This is a genomic window from Streptomyces camelliae, assembly GCF_027625935.1.
GTDB lineage: Bacteria > Actinomycetota > Actinomycetes > Streptomycetales > Streptomycetaceae > Streptomyces > Streptomyces camelliae.
On record NZ_CP115300.1, the window covers coordinates 3,396,821 to 3,423,652 of the forward strand.

At 70.2% G+C, this 26,832-nt stretch carries 25 protein-coding genes; 17 read left to right on the top strand and 8 right to left on the bottom strand.

All coding sequences use genetic code 11. The annotated features are described in order from the left end of the window. Window positions 1–216: 216 nt before the first annotated feature. The gene (locus tag O1G22_RS15290) at window positions 217–1,671 is read right to left on the bottom strand and encodes an FAD-dependent monooxygenase (protein ID WP_270081859.1); all 1,455 of its coding nucleotides are present in this window, start codon (window positions 1,669–1,671) and stop codon (window positions 217–219) included. 115 nt (window positions 1,672–1,786) lie between these two features. On the opposite strand from O1G22_RS15290, the gene O1G22_RS15295 reads away from it, so the two are divergent. The 3 genes from O1G22_RS15295 (at window position 1,787) to O1G22_RS15305 (ending at window position 4,257) form a co-directional block, all read left to right on the top strand. Next, window positions 1,787–2,779: an Lrp/AsnC family transcriptional regulator gene (locus O1G22_RS15295; RefSeq protein ID WP_270081860.1), complete on the top strand. Its 993-nt coding sequence runs from the start codon at window positions 1,787–1,789 to the stop codon at window positions 2,777–2,779. 618 nt (window positions 2,780–3,397) lie between these two features. Beyond that, window positions 3,398–3,676 (top strand): hypothetical protein, encoded by a 279-nt coding sequence (locus tag O1G22_RS15300; protein ID WP_270081861.1) that lies wholly within the window; start codon window positions 3,398–3,400, stop codon window positions 3,674–3,676. Between the two features lie 41 nt (window positions 3,677–3,717). Beyond that, the gene (locus tag O1G22_RS15305; RefSeq protein WP_270086424.1) at window positions 3,718–4,257 is read left to right on the top strand and encodes a tyrosine-type recombinase/integrase; all 540 of its coding nucleotides are present in this window, start codon (window positions 3,718–3,720) and stop codon (window positions 4,255–4,257) included. Window positions 4,258–4,364: 107 nt separating this feature from the next. Here the strand turns inward: O1G22_RS15305 and ychF are convergent, their stop codons facing one another. Continuing rightward, window positions 4,365–5,453: a redox-regulated ATPase YchF gene (ychF, locus tag O1G22_RS15310; RefSeq protein WP_270081862.1), complete on the bottom strand. Its 1,089-nt coding sequence runs from the start codon at window positions 5,451–5,453 to the stop codon at window positions 4,365–4,367. A gap of 193 nt (window positions 5,454–5,646) precedes the next feature. Between ychF and O1G22_RS15315 the strand changes: the two genes are divergently transcribed. Then, window positions 5,647–6,189, top strand: a complete 543-nt coding sequence (locus O1G22_RS15315) for a DUF6542 domain-containing protein (RefSeq protein ID WP_270081863.1) — start codon at window positions 5,647–5,649, stop codon at window positions 6,187–6,189. Window positions 6,190–6,283: 94 nt separating this feature from the next. Here O1G22_RS15315 and ppgK read toward each other — a convergent pair whose 3' ends face one another. Together ppgK and O1G22_RS15325 are read right to left on the bottom strand one after the other, a co-directional pair. Then, entirely contained in the window at window positions 6,284–7,036 is a 753-nt protein-coding gene (gene ppgK, locus O1G22_RS15320) for a polyphosphate--glucose phosphotransferase (RefSeq protein ID WP_270081864.1), read from the bottom strand. Between the two features lie 29 nt (window positions 7,037–7,065). Continuing rightward, complete coding sequence (locus tag O1G22_RS15325; protein WP_270081865.1) at window positions 7,066–8,073, bottom strand: 4-hydroxy-3-methylbut-2-enyl diphosphate reductase; 1,008 nt, start codon at window positions 8,071–8,073, stop codon at window positions 7,066–7,068. 65 nt (window positions 8,074–8,138) lie between these two features. Here O1G22_RS15325 and O1G22_RS15330 point away from each other — a divergent pair, with 65 nt between their 5' ends. The 4 genes from O1G22_RS15330 to O1G22_RS15345 all read left to right on the top strand — a co-directional run bounded on the left by O1G22_RS15330 (window position 8,139) and on the right by O1G22_RS15345 (window position 11,717). After that, a complete protein-coding gene (locus O1G22_RS15330; protein ID WP_270081866.1) occupies window positions 8,139–9,524 on the top strand; it encodes an APC family permease in 1,386 nt (461 codons plus the stop codon). A 35-nt stretch (window positions 9,525–9,559) separates the two neighbouring features. Then, entirely contained in the window at window positions 9,560–10,768 is a 1,209-nt protein-coding gene (gene xseA / locus O1G22_RS15335) for an exodeoxyribonuclease VII large subunit (RefSeq protein WP_270081867.1), read from the top strand. Then, on the top strand, window positions 10,765–10,989 hold the full coding sequence (locus O1G22_RS15340; RefSeq protein ID WP_270081868.1) for an exodeoxyribonuclease VII small subunit: 225 nt from the start codon (window positions 10,765–10,767) through the stop codon (window positions 10,987–10,989). The genes xseA and O1G22_RS15340 overlap by 4 nt, the downstream gene beginning before the upstream one ends. Before the next feature lie 137 nt (window positions 10,990–11,126). Beyond that, entirely contained in the window at window positions 11,127–11,717 is a 591-nt protein-coding gene (locus tag O1G22_RS15345; protein WP_270081869.1) for a malonic semialdehyde reductase, read from the top strand. 69 nt (window positions 11,718–11,786) lie between these two features. On the opposite strand, the gene O1G22_RS15350 is transcribed toward O1G22_RS15345, so the two are convergent. Then, window positions 11,787–12,314 (bottom strand): DUF4245 domain-containing protein, encoded by a 528-nt coding sequence (locus tag O1G22_RS15350; protein ID WP_270081870.1) that lies wholly within the window; start codon window positions 12,312–12,314, stop codon window positions 11,787–11,789. Window positions 12,315–12,441: 127 nt separating this feature from the next. Here O1G22_RS15350 and glpX point away from each other — a divergent pair, with 127 nt between their 5' ends. Further along, the gene (gene glpX, locus O1G22_RS15355) at window positions 12,442–13,476 is read left to right on the top strand and encodes a class II fructose-bisphosphatase (RefSeq protein WP_225098640.1); all 1,035 of its coding nucleotides are present in this window, start codon (window positions 12,442–12,444) and stop codon (window positions 13,474–13,476) included. 159 nt (window positions 13,477–13,635) lie between these two features. On the opposite strand, the gene O1G22_RS15360 is transcribed toward glpX, so the two are convergent. Beyond that, window positions 13,636–14,013 (bottom strand): WhiB family transcriptional regulator, encoded by a 378-nt coding sequence (locus tag O1G22_RS15360; RefSeq protein WP_270081871.1) that lies wholly within the window; start codon window positions 14,011–14,013, stop codon window positions 13,636–13,638. Between the two features lie 174 nt (window positions 14,014–14,187). Continuing rightward, on the bottom strand, window positions 14,188–14,907 hold the full coding sequence (locus O1G22_RS15365) for a DUF1707 SHOCT-like domain-containing protein (RefSeq protein ID WP_270081872.1): 720 nt from the start codon (window positions 14,905–14,907) through the stop codon (window positions 14,188–14,190). A 168-nt stretch (window positions 14,908–15,075) separates the two neighbouring features. On the opposite strand from O1G22_RS15365, the gene O1G22_RS15370 reads away from it, so the two are divergent. From O1G22_RS15370 to O1G22_RS15395, 6 genes are all read left to right on the top strand, one after another. Then, complete coding sequence (locus O1G22_RS15370; protein WP_270081873.1) at window positions 15,076–16,746, top strand: fumarate hydratase; 1,671 nt, start codon at window positions 15,076–15,078, stop codon at window positions 16,744–16,746. Window positions 16,747–17,022: 276 nt separating this feature from the next. Further along, the gene (locus tag O1G22_RS15375) at window positions 17,023–17,574 is read left to right on the top strand and encodes a hypothetical protein (RefSeq protein WP_270081874.1); all 552 of its coding nucleotides are present in this window, start codon (window positions 17,023–17,025) and stop codon (window positions 17,572–17,574) included. A 29-nt stretch (window positions 17,575–17,603) separates the two neighbouring features. Beyond that, complete coding sequence (locus O1G22_RS15380) at window positions 17,604–18,038, top strand: hypothetical protein (protein WP_270081875.1); 435 nt, start codon at window positions 17,604–17,606, stop codon at window positions 18,036–18,038. A gap of 175 nt (window positions 18,039–18,213) precedes the next feature. Beyond that, entirely contained in the window at window positions 18,214–19,599 is a 1,386-nt protein-coding gene (locus O1G22_RS15385) for a class II fumarate hydratase (protein WP_270081876.1), read from the top strand. Window positions 19,600–19,683: 84 nt separating this feature from the next. Continuing rightward, complete coding sequence (gene fomD / locus O1G22_RS15390; protein WP_270081877.1) at window positions 19,684–20,373, top strand: cytidylyl-2-hydroxypropylphosphonate hydrolase; 690 nt, start codon at window positions 19,684–19,686, stop codon at window positions 20,371–20,373. A gap of 343 nt (window positions 20,374–20,716) precedes the next feature. Then, window positions 20,717–22,831: a SpoIIE family protein phosphatase gene (locus tag O1G22_RS15395; RefSeq protein WP_270081878.1), complete on the top strand. Its 2,115-nt coding sequence runs from the start codon at window positions 20,717–20,719 to the stop codon at window positions 22,829–22,831. A 75-nt stretch (window positions 22,832–22,906) separates the two neighbouring features. Here O1G22_RS15395 and O1G22_RS15400 read toward each other — a convergent pair whose 3' ends face one another. Then, window positions 22,907–25,258 (bottom strand): transglycosylase domain-containing protein, encoded by a 2,352-nt coding sequence (locus O1G22_RS15400; protein WP_270081879.1) that lies wholly within the window; start codon window positions 25,256–25,258, stop codon window positions 22,907–22,909. 333 nt (window positions 25,259–25,591) lie between these two features. Between O1G22_RS15400 and O1G22_RS15405 the strand changes: the two genes are divergently transcribed. Both O1G22_RS15405 and O1G22_RS15410 read left to right on the top strand, forming a co-directional pair. Then, window positions 25,592–26,116: a PadR family transcriptional regulator gene (locus O1G22_RS15405; protein ID WP_225098655.1), complete on the top strand. Its 525-nt coding sequence runs from the start codon at window positions 25,592–25,594 to the stop codon at window positions 26,114–26,116. Beyond that, window positions 26,113–26,802 (top strand): ABC transporter ATP-binding protein, encoded by a 690-nt coding sequence (locus tag O1G22_RS15410; RefSeq protein WP_270081880.1) that lies wholly within the window; start codon window positions 26,113–26,115, stop codon window positions 26,800–26,802. Before O1G22_RS15405 ends, O1G22_RS15410 begins: the two co-directional genes overlap by 4 nt. The last annotated feature ends 30 nt before the right edge of the window (window positions 26,803–26,832 follow it).

The following is a 26,832-nucleotide window of genomic DNA, read 5'->3' on the forward strand; positions in this document are numbered from 1 at the left end:
CTCCGCCCGCTGCCCTCTCAGCATCAGCCGCAGGCCCCCCGTACGGAGAGCAGGCCCTCGGAGAGTACCGGAACGGGATATAGGGGTATGCGATGATCACTGTGCACCGGCGAGGCGATCGGCCCCGACATCCTGGCTCAGACACAGGGTTCCTTCCCCGGCCGGGCCCGGCCACGAGCTCGTTGAACGGTCACCGCGACGGCCGGCTGCCCGCGTTCATCGGGGTTCGCCGAACCAGCAGCCGAGCGCCCGTTCCAGGTCATGTGTGCTGCCATCCGGGTTGCTGGCCCAGCACACGTAGCCGTCCGGCCGAATGAGCATCGGCTCGGTGTCGGCGCCCTGACCCACGCGATCCACTCGGTCTGACCAGAGGGCGGCGACCTTGGCGAACGTGTCGGCAGGGTCGAGCAGGACGCCGCGCCCGGACCGTAGCAGTTCGTGCAGCCGGACCGAGCCGGGGATGTCCATGTCCGGCGAAGGCCGGCCGACGAGCGGGTGGGTCTTGGTGTCCGGCATCGGGTAGCGGACCGCCGTCCCGGACAACGTGTCGGCGAGAAAGTCCTGGACCTCCGGCAGCCGCACCATGTCCGTGAAGATCGCCTTGAGGGCCTCCACGTCAGGGTCGCGGGTGCCTGCCCAGTCCATCAGCAGGCTCTGCGCCTGGACGTTGCGCAGCACGGCGGCTCCTACCGGGTACCGTTCCGTGTGATACGTCTCCAGCAGGTTCTCCGGTGCCCAGCCGTGCACCGCGGCGCCGAGTTTCCAGCCGAGATTGAGTGCGTCCTGCATCCCGGTGTTCATGCCCTGCGCGCCGAGCGGAAGGTGGATGTGGGCGGCATCTCCCGCCAGGAACACCCGCCCGTGCCGGTACTGCTCGACCTGCCGGGCCGCGTTGGTGATACGGCGGGCGTAGCGCAGTTCGAGCAGATGCACGCGCGATTCGAACACCCTGCGCAGGCCGCCGCGGATCTCCTCCTCGGTGACCGGGACCTCCCTGGGCAGTGACCGGCCCGGCCCGCCCAGGGCGAGCCTGTGCAGCGGCCTGCCCTGCGGATCGGTACCGAGCGGGAACAGTGCCGCCCAGTGCCCGTCGTCGCTCCAGGTGTGCGACACCGACTGGTCGACGCCGCTCAACCGCACGTCGGCGGCGACCACGGTCAACGTGCCCGGTCGCCCCGGGAAGCCGACCCGCAACAGCGAGCGCACCGTGCTGTGAGCGCCGTCGGCGGCGACGAGATATCGGGCGTGGACGGTGGCGCCGTGGGCGAAGGTCGCGGTGACCGTGTCCGCGTCCTGGGCAAGGCCGACCAATTCGTGGTCCCGCCGGACGTGGATCCCGCGCGCGGCGAGGTGCTCTTCGAAGAACCCCTCGATCGCCACCTGCGGCACGGAGCGCCACGGCAGGCGGTGCCGAGCGAGGTGGGCCGGGAGCGGTATGCCGGCGAAGTGGCCGTCGATGACCGGATGGTCTCCGGCTGCCAGCACCGGTTCCAGCAGCCCGCGCTGGTCGAGTGCCTCCAGCGTGCGGGACTGCATGCCACCTGCCTTGGACAACTCGCTGCGCTGCGGCAGCTTGTCGACCAGCACGGTCGACACCCCCGCCACCAGCAGTTCGTTGGCCAGTGTCATTCCGGTCGGGCCCGCGCCGACGATGAGCACGTCCGTGTCCATGGTTTCTCCTCTGGTTGTGCCGGTCAGGACAGGAGCAACGGTCCACCTGCCGGGCCGACAGAGCCAGAAACCGGCCCAGTTGCGTTGGTATCCGACGTTGATTAGCTTCGCTTCGGTGGAATCCGACTCCGATGAGCTGGATCGTCGACTCGTGCACGCCCTACAGATCGACGGCCGGGCCCCGTTCAGCACCATCGCCGAGGTTCTCGGCGTGTCGGATCGCACCATCGCCCGCAGGTACGCCCGGCTGCGGTCGACCGGGGCGGTGCGGGTGCTCTGCGGGGTCGACCCGACCGCGCTGGGCGGGATGCTGTGGTTCCTGCGGGTGCGATGCGCACCCACCGCTTCGGTCCCGGTCGCCGAGGCGCTGGCCGGACGCCCCGATACCTCCTGGGTGAGCCTCAGCTCCGGGGGTACCGAGATCACCTGCGTGGTCCGCGCCGAGTGCGAGGCCGACAGCGAGGCGCTGCTGCTGGCCAAGCTCCCCCGGACTCCCCGGGTGGAGGGGGTGACCGCGCATTCGGTGCTGCACGCTTTCTACGGGGGCCCGGACAACCTGATCGGCAAGCTCGGATTGCTGGACGAGGAGGCGATCGAACGGCTGCGCCCGCCCCCGGTGTCGAACCGGCCGGGACCGGTGCGGCTCGACGACGGTGACCGCAAGCTACTCGCCGCGCTCGCCGGCGACGGCCGGGCCGGATTCGAGCAGTTGGCTGCGGCGACCGGCTGGTCGGCGACGACGGTCCGGCGCCGGATGACGGAGCTGCGCGAACGAGGAGTGCTGTACCTGGACCTCGACGTCGACTGGCGCATGTTCGACATGGGCAGCCGAACCCTGCTCTGGCTCTCGGTCGCTCCCGCGCATCTGGCAGAGGTCGGCCAAGCGCTGGCCGAGCATCCAGAGATCGCGTTCGCCGCCGCCACGACCGGGCCGACCAACCTGTACGCGAGCGTGGTGTGCGCGAACCAGCGGGAGCTGTACCGGTACCTGACCACCCGGGTGGCCGCGCTGCCGGCCGTCACGCACGTCGAGACGGCACCCGTCATCAGGACCGTCAAACAGGCAGGGCAGCGCCGTTCAGGAGATCTGCCCGGTTTGATCACATGAGGTCGAGGGTGGCCAGTGGGCGGGTGGCGTTCCGTGCGGGTAGGACCACGGTTTGCAGTTGAGTTCGGGCGTCACAGGTACTCCTGGACAGTCAGCCGCTGTACCGCGGCAAGGCCAGAACGCCGTCAGCCGTGGCCACCGCAGCACCCTCGCCAGATCAGAGGTTCCGGTCAGCCCTTGCTCAACACGCTGGACTTGGCAGAGAAGCGCTGCGGGACGGCATCGCCGACGGCTCCTTCAACCCGGACCTGGACCCCCGGGCCACTGCCTACGCCCTGTGGGCCGCCATGAACGGCATCCTCGCCCTGAGCCGGCGAGCCGACCGACTCCGCGTCGCGCCCGAGGACATGGGCCCGTACTCGACACCATCGTCACCGTGCTCACCCGCGGCCTCGACTCAAGAAACCGACCACTCTGTTCACCTGTACAGACCCGCGCAGCAGAGGAACGACCGTGCAACTGCCCGAGGGCGTCTTCGCCGAGATCAAGGAGCTGTGCCAGGAAGGCGATGCCCTGACCGGCATGGGAGAGTTCGACGAGGCCGAGCCGCGCTAAGCGCAGGCCCTACGGCTGCTTCCGGGTGGTCCGCGTGCCTGGGCCGCTTCGACCTGGATCCATGTGGCGATCGGCGACGCGCGCTGGCGCCATCGGAGCTTCGCCGAGGCGTACGCGTCCTTCCGCGACGCCGTCGAGTGCCCCGAGGGACTCGGCAACCCGTACATTCACCTGCGCCTGGGCCAGACCGCCTTCGAGCTCGGCCACCACGACCAGGCCGCGGACGAACTGATGCGCGCCTACATGGGAGGCGGCCCCGGCATCTTCGACGAGGACGACCCCAAGTACCTCGCCTTCCTGCGGACCCGCGCAGACCTCGGCCCCGGCACACGCTCACGGTGAGACGTTCCGCGCCCGCGCCCGCCCTGCGACTCGCCACCGACATGCTGACGGCCCTGCTGCTGCCTGCCGCGCGTACGGTCTTCACGACCCTCGCGGAGGGGTCCGGTGACGCGGGGTACTGCGGATACGCCCTGTACTCCGATGCCGACGCGAGGACGGTCTGCTGCGCGGTCAACACACGCAGCCACCTGGCTCGCAGCCCGCTCTCTGGCCCGAGCCGCCCTCGCCGGCACCGGCCGAGGTCCCACCACGGCGTTGGCCTACCTGCGCCACCAGGTCACCGCGTCTACACCCACTTCATGGACGGTGCATGGCGGCCCGCATGCCAGAAGGCCGGCATACCGAAGGGCACCGATCCCCATGCCCTCCGGCACCACTACGCCAGCCCGCTGATCAAGAACGGCGAGTCGGTGAAGACCGTCTCCGAGCGGCTCGGTCATACCGATGCCGCGATGACGCTGAACATCCACACCCACCTCTGGCCCGACTCCGAGGAGCGGACCCGCGCCGCCGTGGACCGCGCCTACGGCGCCGACCACGACGCGGACCAGGGTGACATCCCGACCGCCGAAGCGGCGTAACGACGCCGGTCGCGTCGGCCGGAGTTGGCAGTCCTGCGGACTCCATGCGGACCGCAAAGGCCGCCCAACCCACTCCGCCGCAGGTCAGACGGCCTTCCGATGATCGCTTAGACGTTGAACCGGAACTCCACCACATCCCCGTCCTGCATGACGTACTCCTTGCCCTCCATACGCGCCTTGCCCTTGGCGCGGGCCTCGGCGACCGAGCCTGTGTCGAGCAGGTCGGTGAAGGAGATGACCTCGGCCTTGATGAAGCCCTTCTGGAAGTCGGTGTGGATCACGCCGGCCGCCTCGGGGGCCGTGGCGCCCTTCTTGATCGTCCAGGCGCGGGACTCCTTGGGGCCGGCCGTGAGGTAGGTCTGCAGGCCGAGGGTGTTGAAGCCGACGCGGGCGAGGGTGGCGAGGCCCGGTTCGTCCTGGCCGACGGACTGGAGGAGTTCGAGGGCCTCCTCCTCGTCCAGCTCGGCGAGGTCGGCCTCCAGCTTGGCGTTGAGGAAGATCGCCTCGGCGGGGGCGACCAGGGTGCGCTGCTCGTCCTTGAAGGCGTCGTCGGTCAGCTCGTCCTCGTCGACGTTGAAGACGTAGAGGAAGGGCTTCGTGGTGAGAAGGTGCAGGTCGTGGAGGGGTTCCGCGCGCTCCGAGCCTTGGACGATGCCCTGGGAGAAGAGGGTGTCGCCCTTCTCCAGGATCTCCTTGGCCTCCTCGACCGCCTTGACCTTCGGCGCGACGTCCTTCTTGATCCGCGACTCCTTCTGGAGCCGGGGAAGGACCTTCTCGATCGTCTGGAGGTCGGCCAGGATCAGCTCGGTGTTGATCGTCTCGATGTCGTCCTTCGGCGAGACCTTGCCGTCGACGTGGACGACGTTCTCGTCCTTGAAGGCGCGGATGACCTGGCAGATCGCGTCGGACTCGCGGATGTTCGCGAGGAACTTGTTGCCGAGGCCCTCGCCCTCGGAGGCGCCGCGCACGATGCCGGCGATGTCGACGAAGTCGACCGTGGCCGGAAGGATGCGCTGGGAGCCGAAGATCGACGCCAGCTGCGCGAGGCGGGCGTCGGGGACGCCTACCACGCCCACGTTCGGCTCGATCGTGGCGAACGGGTAGTTGGCCGCGAGCACGTCGTTCTTGGTCAGGGCGTTGAACAGGGTCGACTTGCCGACGTTGGGCAGGCCGACGATTCCGATCGTGAGCGACACGTTGCGACTTCCCGTAGTGAGTGGGCGATGAGTGGGCCGGAGGTGCCAGGGGCCAGAGACTGACACTGGCCGATCCCCCAGTTTACGGCGTCCACGGCGACGGCCTCGCGGGAGCTTCGAACGCCCGGCCAAGCTCTTTTCACCGGCGTGTCTGATGGGCGATTCGGCACATAAACAGACCTAAGTTGGTCCAGTGGAGCAACACAGAACGCGACCCCCGAACGACGGACCGCGACGCGGCATGCCACCGCCCGCGCAGCTGCCCCCGCAGGCCCGCCGCCGGCCGGCGTCAGGGGCAGATCCGCGGCAGGTACGGCAGGTACGGGTCGCCCGGCCGGCGCCGCCCGCGGGGCGGCTGCCGGGCCCCCGGCTCACCGGGCTCGGCAGCGGGCTCTTCTGCATCGTCGTGATGTTCCTGCTCGGCTGCCTGGACCAGCTGCTGTTCGGTGCGTCCATGCCGGTGTACGGCGTGCTGTTCGTGCCGGTGTGCGTCCTGACCGCACTATGGGTGCGTGACAGTGACCTGCTGACCGCCCCCGTGATCCTGCCGATCGCGTTCGCCCTCGGGCTGCTCCCCGTCGCCGACGGCAAGGCGGGGCTGCTCTCCCGCCTGATGGGCGTGTTCACCGGGCTCGCCACGCAGGCCGGCTGGCTGTACGGCGGGACGCTCGTCGCCTGCGTGATCGTGCTCGTCCGGCGGGTGCGGTGGGTACGGCGGCGCCGGCGCCGTACCTGAACGCCGTACCGGTACCCGCCGTACCGGTACCCGCCGTCCCGGATACCCGCGCCGTACCCGGTACCCGCGCCGTACCCGGTACCCGGCGCTTCTCCTACCGGTGCTGCTGCTCGGCCGCTCTCATCGCCGCGCCCACGATCCCCGCGTTGTTCTGCAGCTGCGCGGGGACGATCTCGGCTCTGACGCCCTGGATGAGGTGCAGGAACTTGTCCGCCTTGCGGCTGACCCCGCCGCCGATGATGAACAGCTCGGGCGAGAAGAGCATCTCCACGTGCGCCAGGTACTTCTGGACGCGGTGCGCCCACTGCTCCCAGCTCAGCTCGCCGTCCTCCTTGGCCTTGCTGGAGGCGCGCTTCTCGGCGTCGTGGCCGTTGAGCTCCAGGTGGCCCAGCTCCGTGTTCGGCACGAGGACGCCGTCGACGAAGACGGCGCTGCCGATGCCGGTGCCGAAGGTGAGCAGGATGACCGTGCCCGTCCGGTCGCGGCCGGCGCCGAAGCGCATCTCGGCGACGCCCGCGGCGTCCGCGTCGTTGACCACCGTCACCGGCAGCCCGCCGAGCCGGCCGCCGAACAGCGCGCCCGCGTCCGTGTCGATCCAGCTCTTGTCGACGTTCGCCGCCGTGCGGACCATGGCGCCGCCCGTGATCACTCCGGGGAAGGTCAGGCCGACCGGGCCCGTCCAGCCGAAATGGTCCACGACCTGCTTGACCCCGTCGGCCACGCCGTCCGGTGTCGCCGGGTGCGGGGTGAGCACCTTGCAGCGCTCCTGGGCCAGGTCGCCCTTGTCCAGGTCCACAGGGGCGCCCTTGATCCCTGATCCGCCGATGTCCACGCCGAAGATCTGCATGGCACCACGTTACGACGGACCACTGACAGTCACGCCTCGGCGGCACCGCTCCCGCCGCGCTCGGCGACCAGCGTGGCCGCCTCTTCGCGCAGGTCACGGCGGAGTTCCTTGGGCAGCGAGAAGGTGATGGACTCCTCGGCCGCCCTGACCAGCTCCACGTCGCCGTAGCCCCGCTCGGCGAGCCACTGAAGGACCTGCTCGACCAGGACCTCGGGGACGGAGGCACCGGAGGTGACGCCGACGGTCGTCACGCCCTGGAGCCAGGCCTCGTCGATCTCGTCGGCGAAGTCCACCAGGTAGGCCTCGCGGGCTCCGGCCAGCTTGGCGACCTCGACCAGCCGCTTGGAGTTGGAGGAGTTGCGCGAGCCGACGACGACGACCAGCTCGGCCTCGGCGCCCATCTGCTTCACGGCGAGCTGCCGGTTCTGCGTGGCGTAGCAGATGTCGTCGCTGGGCGGGGAGACCAGCCCGGGGAACTTCGTCTTCAGGGCGTCGACGGTCTCCATCGTCTCGTCGACGGAGAGGGTGGTCTGGGACAGCCAGACGACCTTCGACGGGTCGCGGACCTCGACCTTGGCGACGTCGCCCGGGCCGTCGACGAGCTGGATGTGGTCGGGGGCCTCGCCGGAGGTGCCGATGACCTCCTCATGGCCCTCGTGCCCGATCAGGAGGATGTCGTAGTCCTCCTTGGCGTAGCGGACGGCCTCCTTGTGGACCTTGGTGACCAGGGGGCAGGTGGCGTCGATGGTGGCGAGCCGGCCCCGCGCGGCCTCCTCGTGCACGACCGGGGCGACGCCGTGCGCCGAGAACATCACGATGTTGCCGGGCGGCACCTCCTCCGTCCGCTCGACGAAGATCGCGCCCTTCTTCTCCAGGGTCTGCACGACGTACTTGTTGTGGACGATCTCGTGCCGGACATAGATCGGGGCCCCGTACTGTTCGAGGGCCTTCTCGACGGCGATCACGGCGCGGTCCACACCCGCGCAGTAGCCACGAGGGGCGGCGAGCAGGACACGGCGGCCAGTCGAAGAGGTCATGTGCCCCATCGTAAAGCCCGTGTCCGACCGCGTTCGGACGCGTGGTGCGGGGAAGACTGGTCGCCATGTCCGACACCGGTACGGCGGCTTCCACGACCGGCGCACAGCACCGGCTGCGGCGCAGCCTGGGCTCCAGGGACCTGGTGGTCTACGGGCTGCTGTTCATCGCCCCGATGGCGCCGGTGGGGGTGTTCGGCACGCTGGACGCCCGGTCGCACGGCGCGGTGGCGCTGGTGTACGTGGTGGCGACGGTCGCCATGGGATTCACCGCATTCAGCTACGCGCAGATGGTGCGGGTCGTACCGCAGGCGGGGTCGGTGTTCGCCTACGCGCGCGTGGGGCTCGGCAGAGGGGCTGGGTTCATCGCGGGCTGGATGGCGATGCTGGACTACGTCCTCATCCCGGCCGTCGCCTATCTCTTCTCCGGCATCGCGATGAACGCGCTGGTGCCCCAGGTGTCCCGGTGGGTGTGGACGATGCTCGCGGTGGTGATCACGACGCTGCTGAACCTGTGGGGCGTGCGCGCCGCCGCGCGCGTGGGCTTTCTCGTGCTGGCGATGGAGATCGTCGTCCTGGTGGTGTTCGTGACGGCGGCGATCGTGGTCCTGGCGCGGGACGGGGCGACACGGCCACCCCTGTCCCCCCTGACGGGCGACGGCACGCAGGGCGGGTTCGCGCTGTCCGGGGTGATCGGCGCGGTGTCGGTGGCCGTGCTGTCGTACCTGGGCTTCGACGCGATCGCGGCCTTCGCCGAGGAGGTCACCGGGGGCTCGGCCGAGGTGGCGCGGGCGCTGCTGTTCTGCCTGGCGCTGGCCGGTGTGCTGTTCGTGGCGCAGACGTACCTGGTCGCCCTGCTGGAGCCGGCGACGTCCGCGCAGCTGGCCGCCGATCCGGCCCGGCAGGGGCCGGCCTTCTACGACGCCGTCGACGTCTCGGTGGGGCGCCGGCTGCACGACCTGGTGGCCGCGAGCAAGGCGATCGGCGCGGCGTTCGCGGCGCTGGCGGGGCAGGCCGCGGCGGGACGGCTGCTGTTCGCGATGGGACGCGACCGACGGCTCCCGCGCGCGTTGTCGCGCACGGACGCGGGCGTACCGCGGGTCGCCCTGCTGTGCGCCGCGGTGATCACGCTCCTCGCGGCGGGGTGGGCGGCACGGCGCGACGACGGGCTGGACAAGCTGGTCTCCGTGGTCGACATCGGCGCCCTGACGGCCTTCACCCTGCTGCACGCGAGCGTGGTGGGCTGTTTCGCGGTACGGCGGCGCGGGGACGGGCGGCGGCCGAGCTGGTGGCGGCATGTGCTGGCGCCGGTGCTCGGGGCGGCGATCACGGTGGCGGTGATCGTGGCGGCGAGCGGGGTGGCGCAGGTGGTGGGGGCGGTGTGGCTGGCGATCGGGGTGCTGGTGCTGGTGGGGCAGCGGGGGCGGACGGGGGTCGCCGAGGAGTTGCCGTAGCCCCCCTGTCAGTACTCCCCGTTACTCTCGACCGCATGGCTGTGAACACCTCTCCCGAAGCTCCCCTCCCCGTCGGTGAGGTCTCCCGGCTGATCGGGGGCTGGATCGACCGGCTCGGGGCGGTGTGGGTCGAGGGGCAGATCACGCAGTTGTCGCGGCGGCCCGGTGCCGGGGTCGTGTTCCTGACGTTGCGGGACCCGTCGCACGACATCTCCGTGAGCGTGACCTGTTATCGGCAGGTGTTCGACGCCGTCGCCGATGTCGTCGGCGAGGGGGCGCGGGTCGTGGTCCTGGCCAAGCCGGAGTGGTACGCCCCGCGCGGCCAGCTGTCGCTGCGGGCGGCCGAGATGAGGCCCGTCGGTGTCGGGGAGCTGCTGGCCCGGCTGGAGCAGCTGAAGAAGGCGCTCGGTGCCGAGGGGCTGTTCGCGGCGGAGCGGAAGAAGCCGCTGCCGTTCCTGCCGCAGCTGATCGGCCTGGTGTGCGGGCGGGCGTCGGCCGCGGAGCGGGACGTGCTGGAGAACGCCCGGCACCGCTGGCCCGCCGTCCGCTTCGAGGTGCGCAACGTTCCCGTGCAGGGTGTGCACGCCGTCCCGCAGGTCGTGCAGGCGGTGAAGGAGCTGGACGCGATGGACGACGTGGACGTGATCATCGTCGCCCGGGGCGGCGGCAGCGTGGAGGATCTGCTCCCGTTCTCCGACGAGCAGCTGGTACGGGCCGTGGCTCAGTGCCGTACGCCCGTCGTCTCGGCCATCGGGCACGAACCCGACACTCCGCTGCTGGACTACGTGGCCGACCTGAGGGCCTCCACCCCCACCGACGCGGCCAAGAAGGTCGTACCGGACGTGGGCGAGGAGCTGGCGCGGGTGCGGATGCTGCGCGACCGGGCCCGGCGGTGTGTGCACGCGTATCTGGAGCGGGAGGAGCGGGGGCTGGCGCACGCGCTGGCCCGGCCGGCGATAGAGGATCCGCACCGGATGATCGACGAGCGGGCGGACCACGTGGCCTCGCTGGTGGAGCGTTCGCGGCGCTGCCTCGGGCATCTGCTGGACCGCGCGGACTCGGAGCTGACGCACACGCACGCGCGCGTGGTGGCCCTCTCCCCGGCGGCCACGCTGAAGCGCGGGTACGCGGTGCTGCAGAAGGCCGACGGGCACGTGGTGCGCGATCCGGAGGAGGTCGCGCAGGGCGAGGCGCTGCGGGCGCGCGTCGCCGACGGTGAATTCACAGTGAAGGTGGGCGAATGACGAGCAAGGTGGACGAGACGCTCTCCTACGAGCAGGCGCGAGACGAGCTGATCGAGGTCGTACGGCGTCTGGAGGCGGGCGGTACGTCGCTGGAGGACTCCCTGGCGCTGTGGGAGCGCGGCGAGGAGCTGGCCAAGGTGTGCCGGCGCTGGCTGGAGGGTGCGCGGGCCCGGCTGGACGCGGCGCTCGCCGAGGAGGAGTCCGGGGAAGAGGGCGAGTAACGGCAGCCGGGCGCTGTGAAGCGAATCACCGTACTCCAGTTTTCGTTGAAGGTTAAACCTCATCTGGCGTATGGTCGGTTTCCGTCAGCCGGTCCGGCACCTCCTGGACCGGACACGCACGCTCAGGAAGTCCACGCATGTCTCTCGTTCTTGACCCGGCCGCCCAGGACCTGCTGTTCCGCGAGGCCCACACCGCGAACACCTTCACCGACGAGCCGGTGACCGACGAGCAGGTCCAGGCGATCTACGACCTGGTCAAGTACGGTCCCACCGCCTTCAACCAGACCCCGCTGCGCATCACCCTGGTCCGCTCCGCCGAGGCCCGCGAGCGCCTGGTGCAGCACATGGCCGAGGGCAACCAGCCCAAGACGGCCGCCGCCCCGCTGGTCGCGATCCTCTCCGCGGACAACGAGTTCCACGAGGAGCTGCCGACCCTGTTCCCGGCCTTCCCGCAGGCCAAGGAGCTCTTCTTCGCCGAGCGCCCGGCCCGCGAGAGCGCCGCCTCGCTCAACGCCGCCCTCCAGGCCGCGTACTTCATCGTCGGCGTCCGCGCCGCGGGCCTCGCCGCCGGCCCGATGACCGGCTTCGACTTCGAGGGCGTCCGCAAGGAGTTCCTGGACGACGACCACACCCCGCTGATGATCGTCAACATCGGCAAGCCGGGCGAGAACGCCTCCTACCCGCGCTCGCCGCGTCTGGCGTACGAGGACGTCATCACGACCGTCTGAGACGCCCCCGAACATGGCACAGGCCCCCGGCAGCGCCGGGGGCCTGTGCCATACGGTCGTACGCGCGGGTCACTTGGTCTTCAGTGCCGCCGCCATCTTCGCCAGGTCGTCGAAGGACGCCGTGCCCGCGACCACCGTGGTGGAGCCGTGCGTGCCGTCCAGGACGAGGGCGGCGTAGCGGCCGCCGGTGTAGCGGGTCCAGGTGCGGCCGTCGATCGACTCCTTCTTCGCCGTCGCCGTGGCGCCCTGGCTGGCGTCGTCGATGAAGTCGGCGGGCTTCTGCGTGGACTGCTCCAGCTGCACGTACTGCCCGTCCGGGGTCTGGAAGCCCAGGTGCCAGCGATCATTGTTCGCACCGTCGTACCTCACCGAGGTCGCCTTCCACGCGCTCGGCAGACCCTCGGGAGCCGCGACCGGGTAGCTCGCCGCGCGGCGCGCCGTGACCAGCTCGACCTGGTAGTCGACCCGCTTGAGGTCGGGGGCGTGATCATCGTGCGGGATCGCGAGGAAGTAGACGACCGCCGCCGCGAGACCCACCAGGACCAGGGAGAGAATCATGTCCCGGGCCGTCTTCTGCTTGCCGTTGGAACCTGCCACGCCCTCTATCGTCGCAGGTGCCCCAAGCGCTCATCCGTGGGGTCCCCTGCTCATTTTGTCTGCCTAACGATAGAGTCGTGGCCAACACCCTCATCCGGCCGTCGTCGTATCAGAAAGGTGCGCTCCGATGACCGAAAATCATCACCTCCCGTCCGAGCTCGATGTTCCCTCCGAGGCTCCCGACCGCAACCTCGCCCTGGAACTCGTCCGGGTGACCGAGGCCGCCGCCATGGCCGCGGGCCGCTGGGTGGGGCGCGGCGACAAGAACGGCGCCGACGGTGCCGCGGTGCGCGCCATGCGGACCCTCGTCTCCACCGTGTCGATGAACGGCGTGGTCGTCATCGGCGAGGGCGAGAAGGACGAGGCCCCGATGCTCTTCAACGGGGAGCACGTGGGCGACGGCACCGGGCCCGAGGTCGACATCGCGGTCGACCCGATCGACGGTACGACGCTGACGGCCAAGGGCATGCCGAACGCGATCGCCGTCCTCGCCGCCGCCGAGCGCGGCGCGATGTTCGACCCGTCTGCCGTGTTCTACATGGACAAGCTGGTCACCGGCCCCGAGGCCGCGGACTTCGTCGACATCGACGCGCCGGTCGCCGTGAACATCCGGCGCATCGCCAAGGCCAAGCGGTCCGCGCCGGAGGACGTCACCGTCGTCATCCTCGACCGGCCGCGGCACGAGGGCCTGATCAAGGAGGTCCGGGACGCCGGCGCGCGCATCAAGCTGATCTCCGACGGCGACGTCGCCGGCTCGGTGTACGCGCTGCGCGAGGGCACGGGCGTGGATCTGCTGCTCGGCATCGGCGGTACGCCCGAGGGCATCATCTCGGCCTGCGCCGTGAAGTGTCTGGGCGGGACGATCCAGGGCAAGCTGTGGCCGAAGGACGACGAGGAGCGTGCACGGGCCATCGACGCCGGGCACGATCTGGACCGCGTTCTGACGACGGACGACCTGGTGTCCGGGGAGAACGTGTTCTTCGTCGCGACCGGCATCACCGACGGTGAGCTGCTGCGGGGTGTGCGGTACCGGTCGGAGACCGCGCTGACCGAGTCGATCGTGATGCGGTCGAAGTCGGGGACGGTGCGGAGGATCGACTCCGAGCACCGGCTCAGCAAGCTGCGGGCGTACAGCGCGATCGACTTCGACAAGGCCAAGTAGGTCCGGGCCGAGTACGCCTGTTCAAAGGGGGCGCGTGGGGCGCCGGCGACTGCGGGTGGTTCGTGGTTGCTCGCGCCCACGCGGCGCAGCCGCACATCGATACAGCCCCGCGCCCCTTCAGGTTGGGTTGCGCCCCCAGTGTGGAGAGGGCGCCCCTCCCTAACCCGCCATCCTGTTCGCCGCCGTCGTCCTCGCCGCCTTCTTCAGTTCCATCTCCCTGCGCCGGCGGCGCGCCAGGACCACGCGGCGTTCCGCTGCCGTGAGGCCGCCCCAGACGCCGTAGGGCTCGGGCTGGAGGAGAGCGTGTTCACGGCACTCGACCATCACCGGGCAGCGGGCACAGACACGCTTGGCCGCCTCCTCGCGGGACAGGCGGGCGGCGGTCGGCTCTTTCGACGGCGCGAAGAACAGGCCGGCCTCGTCGCGCCGGCACACCGCTTCGGTGTGCCAGGGTGCGTCTTGGTCCCTGTCTCGCGCTGGCACCCGCTGGGCCGGAAGGGCAGCGACCTGCAGGGACGAATGCGGCGGTTGCAGCACGGTCTACTCCTGACGACGGCTTCGCGAGCGAGAGACGATGCAGCAAGGCCTACCCGCTGTGCGCGCGCCTATGCACTGCGTTCCCAACCGCGGGCGCGCGACGGCTCGTTCGCGCCCCCTGGCCCCCGGTGCGGGAGGACCGGCCCCTTCCGGTCAGCGGCGGATGCGCGACCGTCAATGGCCCAGGTGTTTGCGCAGCTTCCTGTCGACCTTGTCCTGGACCCGCTCCAGCTTGCGGTCGACCTTGCTCTGCACCCGGTCCAGGATGTCGCCCACGCGCTTGCCGCGCCGGGGCCGCGCCTCCACGCTGCCGAGGACGGCCCAGCCGTCGACGTAGACCACGGGGGCGTCGGCATCGACCGAGTCCAGCGTGTCCACCTCGAAACTGCCGAGGACACCGCCGCCGGTGCCGCGCAGCGACACGTTCTCCGGGACGCGGATCTGGACGTCACCGAAGACCGAGACGGCCTTGATCACGACCTGCTGATATTCGAAGATCGCCTCGCTGAGGTCGATCTCGACGCTGCCGAAGACCGAGTACGCGTGCAGCCTGCGCCCCGCGCGCCAGCGGCCTCGGCGCACAGCGCTGCTGAAGACCGCCACGACGTTGGTGTCCGCCTCGTGGGGTATCGCGCCCGGGGTGGGGCGGGGCGGGACCGGCGTGTAGGCGGGGGCGGCCGGCTGCTGGTGGGCGGCAGGCAGGTCCCGGATGAAGGCCTCCAGCTCACCCACCGTCTTGGCGTGCAGCACCCCCTCGACACGCTCGGCGTGCTCGTCGGCGGTCAGCCGGCCCTCGGCGAGGGCCTCGCGGAGGATGTCGGCGACCCGGTCACGGTCGGCGTCCGAGGCACGCAGCTCGGAGACAGGCGCATCGGTGTGCTTCTGAAGGTCCACGGAAGCAGCGTACCGAAACGCGATAGATCGCGACTAGGGGCTGTGGAAAACGCGCGTGTCGCGAACTGAGCCTTACCTCACAGGTTCCGTGTCGGCGGCAGGTCCTAGGCTGGTGAGGCCCGCCAGCGTCGGCGGGCGGCCGTCCGTCACAGTGAGGAATGGGCTGAGATGCCTGAGTTCGCGTACACCGATCTGCTCCCCCAGGGAGAGGACACCACCCCGTACCGGCTGGTGACCTCCGAGGGCGTGTCCACCGTCGAGGGGCCGGACGGGCGCACGTTCCTCACGGTGGAGCCGGAGGCGCTGCGCAAGCTGGCCGAGGAGGCCATCCACGACATCCAGCACTACCTGCGCCCGGCCCACCTCGCCCAGCTGCGCCGCATCATCGACGACCCGGAGGCCAGCGCCAACGACAAGTTCGTCGCGCTGGACCTGCTGAAGAACGCGAACATCGCGGCGGCGGGCGTGCTGCCGATGTGCCAGGACACCGGCACGGCGATCGTCATGGGCAAGCGCGGGCAGAACGTGCTGACGCAGGGCCGCGACGAGGAGGCGCTGAGCCGCGGCATCTACGACGCCTACACCAAGCTGAACCTGCGCTACTCGCAGATGGCTCCGCTCACCATGTGGGAGGAGAAGAACACCGGCTCCAACCTCCCGGCGCAGATCGAGCTGTACGCGACCGACGGCGGCGCCTACAAGTTCCTGTTCATGGCGAAGGGCGGCGGCAGCGCCAACAAGTCGTTCCTGTACCAGGAGACGAAGGCCGTCCTGAACGAGGCCTCCATGATGAAGTTCCTGGAGGCGAAGATCCGTTCGCTGGGCACGGCCGCCTGCCCGCCGTACCACCTGGCGATCGTCGTCGGCGGTACGAGCGCCGAGTACGCGCTGAAGACCGCGAAGTACGCCTCCGCGCACTACCTGGACGAGATCCCGACGGAGGGCTCGGAGCTGGGCCACGGCTTCCGGGACAAGGAGCTGGAGCAGAAGGTCTTCGAGCTGACGCAGAAGATCGGCATCGGCGCGCAGTTCGGTGGCAAGTACTTCTGCCACGACGTCCGCGTGATCCGGCTCCCGCGCCACGGCGCCTCCTGCCCGGTCGCGATCGCCGTCTCCTGCTCGGCCGACCGCCAGGCCGTCGCGAAGATCACCGCCGAGGGCGTCTTCCTGGAGCAGCTGGAGACGGACCCGGCGCGCTTCCTGCCGGAGACGACCGACGAGCACCTGGAGCAGGATGGTGACGTCGTCAAGATCGACCTCAACCAGCCGATGGACACGATCCTCGCCGAGCTGACCAAGTACCCGGTCAAGACCCGGCTTTCGCTGACCGGCCCGCTGGTCGTGGCCCGTGACATCGCGCACGCCAAGATCAAGGAGCGGCTGGACGCGGGCGAGGAGATGCCGCAGTACCTGAAGGACCACCCGGTGTACTACGCGGGCCCGGCGAAGACCCCTGAGGGCTACGCCTCCGGTTCCTTCGGGCCCACGACCGCCGGCCGTATGGACTCCTACGTGGAGCAGTTCCAGGCGGCGGGCGGCTCCAAGGTGATGCTCGCCAAGGGCAACCGCAGCAAGCAGGTCACCGACGCCTGCAACTCCCACGGCGGCTTCTACCTCGGCTCCATCGGCGGCCCCGCCGCCCGCCTCGCCCAGGACTGCATCAAGAAGGTCGAGGTCGTCGAGTACGAGGAGCTCGGCATGGAGGCCGTCTGGAAGATCGAGGTCGAGGACTTCCCGGCGTTCATCGTGGTGGACGACAAGGGCAACGACTTCTTCCAGGACCCGGCGCCGCAGCCGACGTTCACGACCATCCCGGTGCGGGGGCCCGGGCCGGCGTGAGTCCCGCGGGCGCAGGGCCCTCTGGTGCAGCTCGGTCGGATCGCGACCCCGAGTCACCAGGGGGCCCTTCCCTTATGCCCCGAATGCGGGAGCGGAGCAATTCGAAATCCGGTTCCACAACTCCCGGAATTTGAGCAGCATTTGAGGAAACCACTCATCCCCCGGGAATTCCTTGACAGGGCAATAACGGCACGGCATGCTCATGCCAGCGCGATCACACGAGAGCGATCGCCGGACCATGCGGGCCGAATCAGTTCGGCCGCACAGGGGGACTAAATGAAGAAGAATGCTCAGCGTACCGTTGCGCTCATAGGCGCCTCCGCGGCTCTCGCCCTTCTGGGCACCACCCAACTGACCGGGGTGGCATTCGCGGCGGAAGGCTCCAGCAAGGTGGCGGCGGGAACGATGCACCCCGACGGGTGCCCGCCGGACCCCGGTTACCGCTTCAGCGCCGTCCAGCACCGCTACAAGGACATGGTGAGCAGCGTCGAGGGTACGAAGGACGAGACCATCGGGATCACCCTCACGCGGGGCGTGACGGTCACGGGGACCGTCACCGGCACGGTGTCCGCGGAGGAAGGCGTCATCTTCGCCAACGCGAAGGAGTCGGTGAGCGTGTCGCTCGCCAAGGCCATCACGGCCCAGGTGTCCTACTCCTCCACCTGGAAGGTGCCCACCCGCGTCGGGTACCTGCACGCGGGTGCCGACGAGAAGAGCATGCACTGGGAGTACGGCTCCACCAACGGCGCCTGCAAGTGGCACGTCGCCCGCCAGGGCACGGCCGTCTTCCCGTACCACGTCCCCACGTTCTGGCACACCTCGTCATGAGGCGCCGGCTGAGCGCGGCCGGGACCGCGGTGCTCCTGCTCGGCCTGGCGGCGTGTTCGTCGTCCGGGCATGAGCCGTCCAAGCACGCTTCACCGACCGCGGCCTCTCCTTCCGGCTCCGCTCAGCAGGGCGGCGATCTCGTCGATCCGTCGATATACGGGCAATCCGTTTCCGGGGCGAAGACACTTCTCAACATTCGCGGAAAAGGTGATTCCTCGCCCTCCGTTCCCGGTGCGGGAAAGAGCGGCGATCTGGTAATCGCCGTGAGCTGTTCCGGAAAAGGATCGCTGAAGGTGGCGGACAAGTCCGGACGGCTTCTGCTCGGCATTGCCACCTGCGAGGGAAGTCCCGGAGCCATCTACAACAGCCGCGGGTCGTTCCGCCCGGACGACTCGGCCCTGAAACTGACCACGGACGCGGCTGTCGCCTGGCGCATCGCCGCCCTGCAGGCTCCACACGCATAGCCGCGCAGGGATGGCGAGCTCAGTGGGGGTGCGGTGAGTTCTCCGCACCCCCACAGCGGGTCATGCGCCGAACCCGGCCTCGCCCACGGCCGACACGAACGACACCCAGGCCGGCGATCGCTCACTCAGCGTAACCCCCGGGAACAACCCCACGTGCCCGATCGCTATGACTGCCATGAGCGAATACCGCATCGAGCACGACTCCATGGGCGAGGTCCAGGTCCCGGCGCACGCCAAGTGGCGGGCGCAGACGCAGCGGGCCGTCGAGAACTTCCCCATCTCCGGCCAACGCATCGAGCGCGCGCACATCGAGGCCCTCGCCCGGATCAAGGGCGCCGCCGCCAGGGTGAACGCGCGGCTCGGGGTGCTCGACAAGGACATCGCCGAGGCGATCCAGGAGGCGGCGGAGGAGGTGGCCCGTGGGGACTGGGACGAGCACTTCCCCATCGATGTGTTCCAGACCGGCTCCGGCACCTCGTCCAACATGAACACCAACGAGGTCATCGCCACGCTCGCGAGTGAGCGGCTCGGGCGGGACGTGCATCCGAACGACCACGTCAACGCCTCGCAGTCGTCCAACGACGTCTTCCCCTCCTCCATCCACATCGCCGCCACCGCCGCCGTCACCCACGAGCTGATCCCGGCCCTCACCCACCTCGCCGACTCCCTCACCCGCAAGAGCGAGGAGTTCGCCGATGTCGTGAAGTCCGGGCGGACCCACCTCATGGACGCCACGCCCGTGACCCTGGGGCAGGAGTTCGGCGGGTACGCGGCGCAGGTCAGGTACGGCGTCGAGCGGCTCAGCGCCTCCCTGCCCCGGCTCGCCGAGCTGCCGCTGGGCGGGACCGCCGTGGGGACCGGGATCAACACCCCGCCCGGGTTCTCCGCCGCCGTCATCCAGGAGGTCGCCCGGGCCACCGGGCTGCCGCTCACCGAGGCCCGGGACCACTTCGAGGCGCAGGGTGCCCGGGACGGGATCGTGGAGACCAGCGGGCAGCTGAGGACCATCGCCGTCGGGCTGACCAAGATCGCCAACGATCTGCGGTGGATGGCGTCGGGGCCGCGCACCGGGCTCGCCGAGATCCGGCTCCCGGATCTGCAGCCCGGGTCGTCCATCATGCCGGGCAAGGTCAACCCGGTCGTACCGGAGGCCGTGTTGATGGTCGCGGCGCAGGTGATCGGCAACGACGCCACCATCACCACCGCCGGCGCCGCCGGGAACTTCGAGCTGAATGTCATGCTCCCGGTCATCGCCAAGAACGTGCTGGAGTCCGTACGGCTGCTCGCCAACGTGGCGCGCCTGCTCGCCGACCGGACCGTCGACGGCATCACCGCCGACCGGGAGCGGGCCCGGGAGTACGCCGAGTCGTCCCCGTCCGTGGTCACCCCGCTCAACAAGTACATCGGCTACGAGGAGGCCGCGAAGGTCGCCAAGAAGTCCCTCGCCGAGCGGAAGACCATCCGTCAGGTCGTCATCGAGAGCGGCTACGTCGAGCGCGGTGATCTGACGCTGGAGCAGCTCGACGAGGCGCTGGATGTCCTCGGGATGACGCGCCCGTAACCGCGAGCGAACCTTTCCGGCCTGCGGCGCGGAACCGTGACCCGCACCGCAGCGTCGCATGTCTACGGCACCTAATATCTGTCCATGACGGACGACGGAGCGATGACACCCACGGCGGCGGGAACTGCGAGCTACTGGACTCCCGGGACCAGGATCCTGTGGCGCTACCGGGAGAACGCCGGCGCCCGCTTCCATATCGCCCGGCCCGTCACCGTCGTACGCGACGACGCGGACCTGCTCGCCGTGTGGCTGGCCCCCGGCACCGAGTGTGTGAAGCCGGTCCTGGCCGACGGCACCCCGGTGCACATGGAGCCGCTGCGGTCCCGCTACACCAAGCCGCGCACGGTGCAGCGGGACCACTGGTTCGGCACCGGTGTGCTGAAGCTCGCCCAGCCCGGCCGGCCCTGGTCGGTGTGGCTGTTCTGGGAGCCGGGCTGGCGGTTCAAGAACTGGTACGTCAATCTGGAGCAGCCGCTGGCCCGCTGGGCGGGCGGAGTGGACTCCGAGGACTACTTCCTGGACATCTCCGTACAGCCGGACCGCAGCTGGCACTGGCGCGACGAGGACGAGTTCGCGCAGGCCCAGCGGGACGGGCTGATGGACGCGCGGACGGCCGAGACGGCGCGGGCGGCGGGGCGGGACGCGGTCGAGGCGATCGAGGCCTGGGGGGTGCCGTTCGCGGACGGCTGGCAGCACTGGCGCCCGGATCCGTCCTGGGCGGTACCTTCTCTCCCCGAGGACTGGGACCGTACGCCTGCGCACGTGTCCTCATGAGACCCTTGATGCGCCCCCGGGCAAGAAACGTAGGATCGTCCTCCGCAAACATGTCATCAGGGTCAGTGCGAAGCACTGTCGTTGAGGGGTGGTGGTCGGGTGGCGGGCGGGCGCACATGAGCAACTCCCGGAGCATGGGCCGGGTCTGACCGATCGTCACCGAGGGGCGGCAGGACGTGAGCGAGGGGCACCAGGGCAACACGGCCGGCCACACCACCGGCACAGGAACAACCTCTCAGCACGCGGGAATTCCGTTCCTGGGACACGTATTGCGGGTATCGGGATTTCTGCGGGACCAACTGCGCGCCGGGCGCGCAGCCCCGGACGGATGGATGCGACACGCGTGACGGAGCAGCCCACCTCCTACGAGCGCCCCCAGGGCGCCGACCCCGCGGAGGCCCGCGGGGCGCTCTTGCGTACCCCGGACTCCCCCGGCAGCTCCGCCTTACCGGTGCAGGCCCGGGCCGAGGGAGCGTCCTCGGGACCGGGCACGGCCACACCCTGTGGTCAGGGACAGGACGGCAAGGGGACGCAGCCCCCGGTCGGCAAGGGGAAGGAGCCCCCAGTCAACGGCCCCGAGCACTCCCAGCCCGCCGCCGCCGAAGCCGGCGCACACCGCCCGCGCCCCGCGCCGGAGGGCATTCCGCCCCAGCCCGGTGCCGAGCAGGAGCGCTCGCCGGGCGGCCAGGACCGCCGTACCGGACGCGGACTTCCGCCGGGCCGGCCGATGCCGATGCGGCGCGACGGGGACCGGCTGAGGTTCGTGGGCGCGGCCACCCGGCGCATCGCGCGCGGCCTCGATCTGGACGAGATCGTGATGGGGCTGTGCCGGGCGACCGTGCCGACGTTCTCGGACGCGATCCTGGTCTATCTGCGCGACCCGCTGCCGGTCGGCGACGAGCGGCCCACCGGCCCGGTGGTGCTGCGGCTGCGCCGGACCGACCGGATACCGGAGGAGCGGGACACCGACGGGGTGCTGCTGCCGCCGGCCTTCGAGCCGGAGCCGGATGCGAGCGCCCTGGCCGAGCTGTCCTCGCTCACCACCGAGCTGTGCGAGGTGCGGCCCGGCGGCGCGCTGAACGAGGTGCTGCGCGGGGTGCGGCCGGTGTTCGCCGACGCGCCCGCCGCCCGCGCCGCGCTGCCCGAGCTGCTCGGCGACGGCGGTGACGCGCTCGTGCCGCCCGGCCAGCACGCGATCCTCGCCCCCTTGCGCGGCCGGCGCCGGGTGATCGGCGCGGCCCTGTTCCTGCGCCGCCCGGAGCGGCTCGCGTTCGAGGCGGACGACCTGCTGGTCGCGGCGCAGCTGGCGACGCACAGCGCGCTCGGCATCGACAAGGCGGTGCTGTACGGCCGGGAGGCCTACATCGCCGACGAGCTGCAGCGCACCATGCTGCCCGAGACCCTGCCCCGCCCGACCGGGGTGCGGCTGGCCTCGCGCTATCTGCCGGCCGCCGAGACCGCGCGGGTCGGCGGCGACTGGTACGACGCGATCCCGCTGCCCGGCAGCCGGGTGGCGCTGGTCGTCGGCGATGTCATGGGGCACTCCATGACATCGGCGGCGATCATGGGCCAGCTGCGGACGACCGCGCAGACGCTGGCCAACCTGGACCTGCCCCCGCAGGAGGTGCTGCACCACCTGGACGAGCAGGCGCAGCGGCTGGGCACCGACCGCATGGCGACCTGTCTGTACGCCGTCTACGACCCGGTCACGCACCGCATCACGATCGCCAATGCCGGCCATCCGCCGCCGGTGCTGCTGCACCTGGGCGGCCGGGCCGAGGTGCTGCGGGTGCCGCCCGGTGCGCCGATCGGTGTCGGCGGGGTCGACTTCGAGGCGGTCGAGCTGGACGCGCCCGCCGGAGCCACCCTGCTTCTCTACACCGACGGGCTGGTGGAGTCCCGGCTGCGCGACGTCTGGACCGGCATCGAGCAGCTGCGGGAGAAGCTCGCGGCCACCGCCCGCCTGACCGGCCCGGACCATCCGCCGCCGCTGGAAGCGCTGTGCGACGAGGTGCTGGACATGCTCGGGCCGGGCGACCGGGACGACGACATCGCGCTGCTCGCGGCCCGCTTCGACGGGATCGCCCCGAGCGATGTCGCGTACTGGCGGCTGGACCCCGAGGAGACGGCCCCCGGCCAGGCCCGCCGGCTGGCCCGCCGCGCGCTCGCCCGCTGGGACCTGGAGGACCTGACGGACTCGGTGGAGCTGCTGGTCAGCGAGGTCGTGACGAACGCCGTACGGTACACGTCCCGGCCGGTGACGCTCCGGCTGCTGCGCACCGACGTGCTGCGCTGCGAGGTCGGCGACGACGTCCCGCAGCTGCCCCGGCTGCGTCAGGCCCGCGCCGACGACGAGGGCGGGCGCGGCCTGTTCCTGGTCAACAAGCTGGCCCGGCGCTGGGGCGCGACGCGGCTGAGCAACGGCAAGGTGGTCTGGTTCGAGCTGAACCGGGGCTGAGGCGCGGCGCAGGACAGCACAGGACGGCGCAAGGGCGCCCGGGGAAGTCCCCGGGCGCCCTTCGCCTGTGTGCCGCTACTGGCCGGCGTTCTGGCCGCCGCCCGGATTGAGCGGGTTGCCCGTGACGGGGTCCGTCGGCGGCTGCGTCGTCGGCTGCGTGGGAGGCGTGGTCGTCGGCGGCTGCGTGGGCGGCGTGGTCGTCGGCGGCCTGCTGGTCGGCGGCTGCGACGGCGGTGCGGACGTCGGCGGCTTGCTGGTCGGAGGCTTCGACGGTGTGCTGGACGGCGTCGAGGGGGTGGTCGGCGTGTAGCTCGGCTGGACCGCCGCGCCCTGCGTGGTGTCCAGGTCGAACTTGCTGACGTCGCCCATCGCCCCGAAGGTGTACGCGGCCCATATCAGCGCCGGATAGCTGCCGCCGTTGATGCGGCCGCCGCCCGCGGTGATGAGGCCTGTGGCGCCCGTCAGCGGAACCTGTGCGTGGGTCGTGGCGGACTCGCCGAACAGGCCGACCGAGGTGACCAGGCCGGGCGTGTAGCCGGTGAACCAGGCCGACTTGTTGTTGTCGGACGTGCCCGTCTTGCCGGCGACCTGCTGGCCGTTGCGCGCCGGGTTGCTCGCCACCGACTTGTTGGCCGTACCGTCGTCGACCACGCCGGTGAGCACGGAGGTGACCGTGTCGGCGGCGGTCCGGCTGATCACCTGGTCGCCGATCGGGTCCGGGAGGTTGACGGTGCGGTCCTTGTGCTCGGCCGACTTGATGATCGCCGGGGTGACCTTCTTGCCGTGGTTGTCGAGGGTCGCGTAGATGCCGGCCATCTCCAGCGGGCTGGCGCCCATGGAGCCGAGCGTCTGTGCGGGGACCGCCTCCATGCCCTTGGTGTTCATGCCGAGCTTGCCGGCGGTGGCCATCACCTTGTCCATGCCGACGTCGACGCCCATCTGCGCGAAGACGGAGTTGACGGACTGGTTCATCGCCGTCTGGACGGTGATGTTGCCGTAGTCGTGGTTGTCCTCGTTCGGCGGGCCGAAGCCGACCTTGCTGCCGTGGTCCACCACCTGCCGGCCGCTCGTGCCGTCGTAGATCGTGCTCGCGCCGATCGCCCGGCCGTCCTGCGTCTGGGCGCCCTCGTCCACGGCGGCGGCCAGGATCACCGGCTTGAAGGTGGAGGCGGGCTGGTAGTCGCGGCGGGTCGCGTTGTTGGTGAAGTGCTTGAAGTAGTCCACGCCGCCGTACATGGCGAGGACCTTGCCCGTCTTCGGGTCGACGGACACGGCACCGGGCTGGACGTCACCGTCGACGGAGCGCTTCTTCGCGTTCAGCTTGCTGGTCAGCTGCTCCGTGACGGCCTGCTCCAGCCGGCGCTGCTTCTTCTTGTCGATGTTGAGCGTGATGGTCCAGCCGCCCTTTTTCACCAGTGCCTCGGCGTCATTGAGGGTGGCGGCGTCGCCCTGGGCGACGAGCTGCTTGTAGAGGGCCGAGTTGGCCGCGTCCACCAGGTAGCCGGTCTGTCCCTTCATGCCGGGCGCCGCCTTGGGCGCCTTCGGCACGGGGAACTTCATGGCCTGGCGCTTGCCCGCGTCCAGCCATTGCTGCTTGACCATGTTGTCGAGGACGTAGTTCCAGCGGGCCTGCGCCAGTTTCTTGCCCGTGTCGGTCGCGATGCCCCAGTCGTACTGGTTCGGCGCCTGGAGCAGCGCGGCGAGGTAGGCGCCCTCCTCGACCGTGAGGTTCTTGGCGTCCTTGCGGTAGTACGCCTGGGCCGCGGCCTGGATGCCGTAGGCGCCGCGGCCGTAGTAGCTGGTGTTGATGTAGCCCGCGAGGATGTAGTCCTTGGACTTCTGGCGGTCCAGCTTCAGCGAGATGACCAGTTCCTTCAGCTTGCGCGTGACGGTCTGGTTCTGGTCCAGGTAGTAGTTCTTGACGTACTGCTGGGTGATCGTCGAACCGCCCTGGGTGCCGTGTCCCGTGAGGGTGTTGAGGATGCCGCGGGCCGTGCCCCTCAGGTCGACGCCGGAGTCCTGGTAGAAGGTCTTGTTCTCGGCCGCGACGAAGGTGTGCTGGACGTCCTTGGGGACTTCGGCGAGGTCGACGCTCTCCCGGTTGAGTTCGCCGGTGCGGGCGAGGATCGTGCCGTCGCTGTACTTGTAGATGTTGCTCTGCAGCTGGGCGGCCGCGTTCCCCTCCGGGATGTTGATCGTCATGTACAGCGCGATGAACGCGCCCACGACGAGCAGACAGAGCCCGAAGAAGGTCCCGAGGATCTTCTTCCAGGTGAAGAGCCGGCGTATTCGGCCCTTGGGCGGCTTGGCGCCGGCCGGGGCCGACCGTGAGCCGGTTGCCGACTGCGCGGGCTGCGAGCGGCGGCGCTTGGGCGCCGCGCGGTGGCCACCGCGCTGTCGCGCTCGTCTCTCTTCCGCTCGTCCCATCGGTCCCTACGCTCACTTCCGTCTCGGGGTCAGCTCCGAAAGCTAACACCCGCCTATATGACAAAGGGCGTCCGATCCGCTCTTTTGCGGACGTGACAATCAGCACCCGCCCCAAGGGAACCGACGGCTCTGGAGGTCACAGGGTTGCCTCGGCCCGGAAAGTCTTTCGCGGCGCGGCGACGCCGAGGAGATCACGGGAAGTCCCGCACAGAGGCAGGCCGCCTGTTTCGGAACCGTGACAATCCGCTCCCACCTGCGCCGCGACACGCCAGGCCATGATCTACACACTCCGCGTATACACGCCACGTATACACCGTGTGTAGAGTGCTCGGCATGTCCATCGGTCACACCCTTCTAGGGCTCCTGGAGTCCGGCCCGCGGCACGGCTACGACCTGAAGCGAGCCTTCGACGAGACGTTCGGTCACGACCGGCCGCTGCACTACGGCCAGGTCTACTCCACGATGTCCCGGCTGCTGAAGCACGGCCTCGTGGAAGTCGACGGGATCGAGGCGGGCGGCGGTCCCGAGCGCAAGCGGTACGCCATCACCGACGCGGGCATCACCGACGTCGAGCGCTGGCTCGCGACCCCGGAGAAGCCCGAGGAGTACCTCCAGTCGACCCTGTACACCAAGGTCGTCCTCGCACTGCTGACCCATCGCGACGCGGCCGACATCCTCGACGGCCAGCGCGCCGAGCACCTGCGCAGCATGCGGATCCTGACCGACCGCAAGCGCAAGGGCGACCTCGCGGACCAGCTGATCTGCGACCACGCGCTGTTCCACCTGGAGGCCGATCTGCGCTGGCTGGAGCTGACCGCCGCGCGCCTGGACAAGCTCCGTGCGGCGGTGACCCGATGACCGCACCCGCCGGCTCCCTGCTCACCGCCGACGACCTGCGCAAGGCCTACGGCCCCACGGTCGCGCTCGACGGCGCCGAGTTCTCCATCCACCCCGGCGAGGTCGTCGCCGTCATGGGCCCCTCCGGCTCCGGCAAGTCGACGCTGCTGCACTGTCTCGCGGGCATCGTGCCGCCGGACTCCGGGTCCATCGTCTACGACGGCCGGGAACTGGCCGGCATGAACGACGCCGAGCGCAGTGCCCTCAGGCGCTCCGAGTTCGGGTTCGTCTTCCAGTTCGGCCAGCTGGTGCCCGAGTTGACCTGTGTGGAGAACGTGGCGCTGCCGCTGCGGCTGAACGGCACCCCGCGCAAGCAGGCCGAGAAGGCGGCCCTGGGCTGGCTGGAGCGCCTGGAGGTGGACGACCTGAAGGGCAAGCGGCCCGGCGAGGTCTCCGGCGGCCAGGGACAGCGGGTCGCGGTGGCACGGGCACTGGTCACCGCACCTCGGGTGATCTTCGCCGACGAGCCGACCGGCGCGCTCGACTCCCTCAACGGCGAGCGCGTGATGGAGCTGCTGACCGACGCGGCCCGCTCGGCGGGCGCGGCCGTCGTCCTCGTCACGCACGAGGCCCGGGTGGCCGCCTACTCCGACCGGGAGATCGTCGTACGCGACGGCAAGTCCCGGGACATGGAGCGGATCGTATGACCGCCCGTTCGAACTCCCGCCCGTCACCCA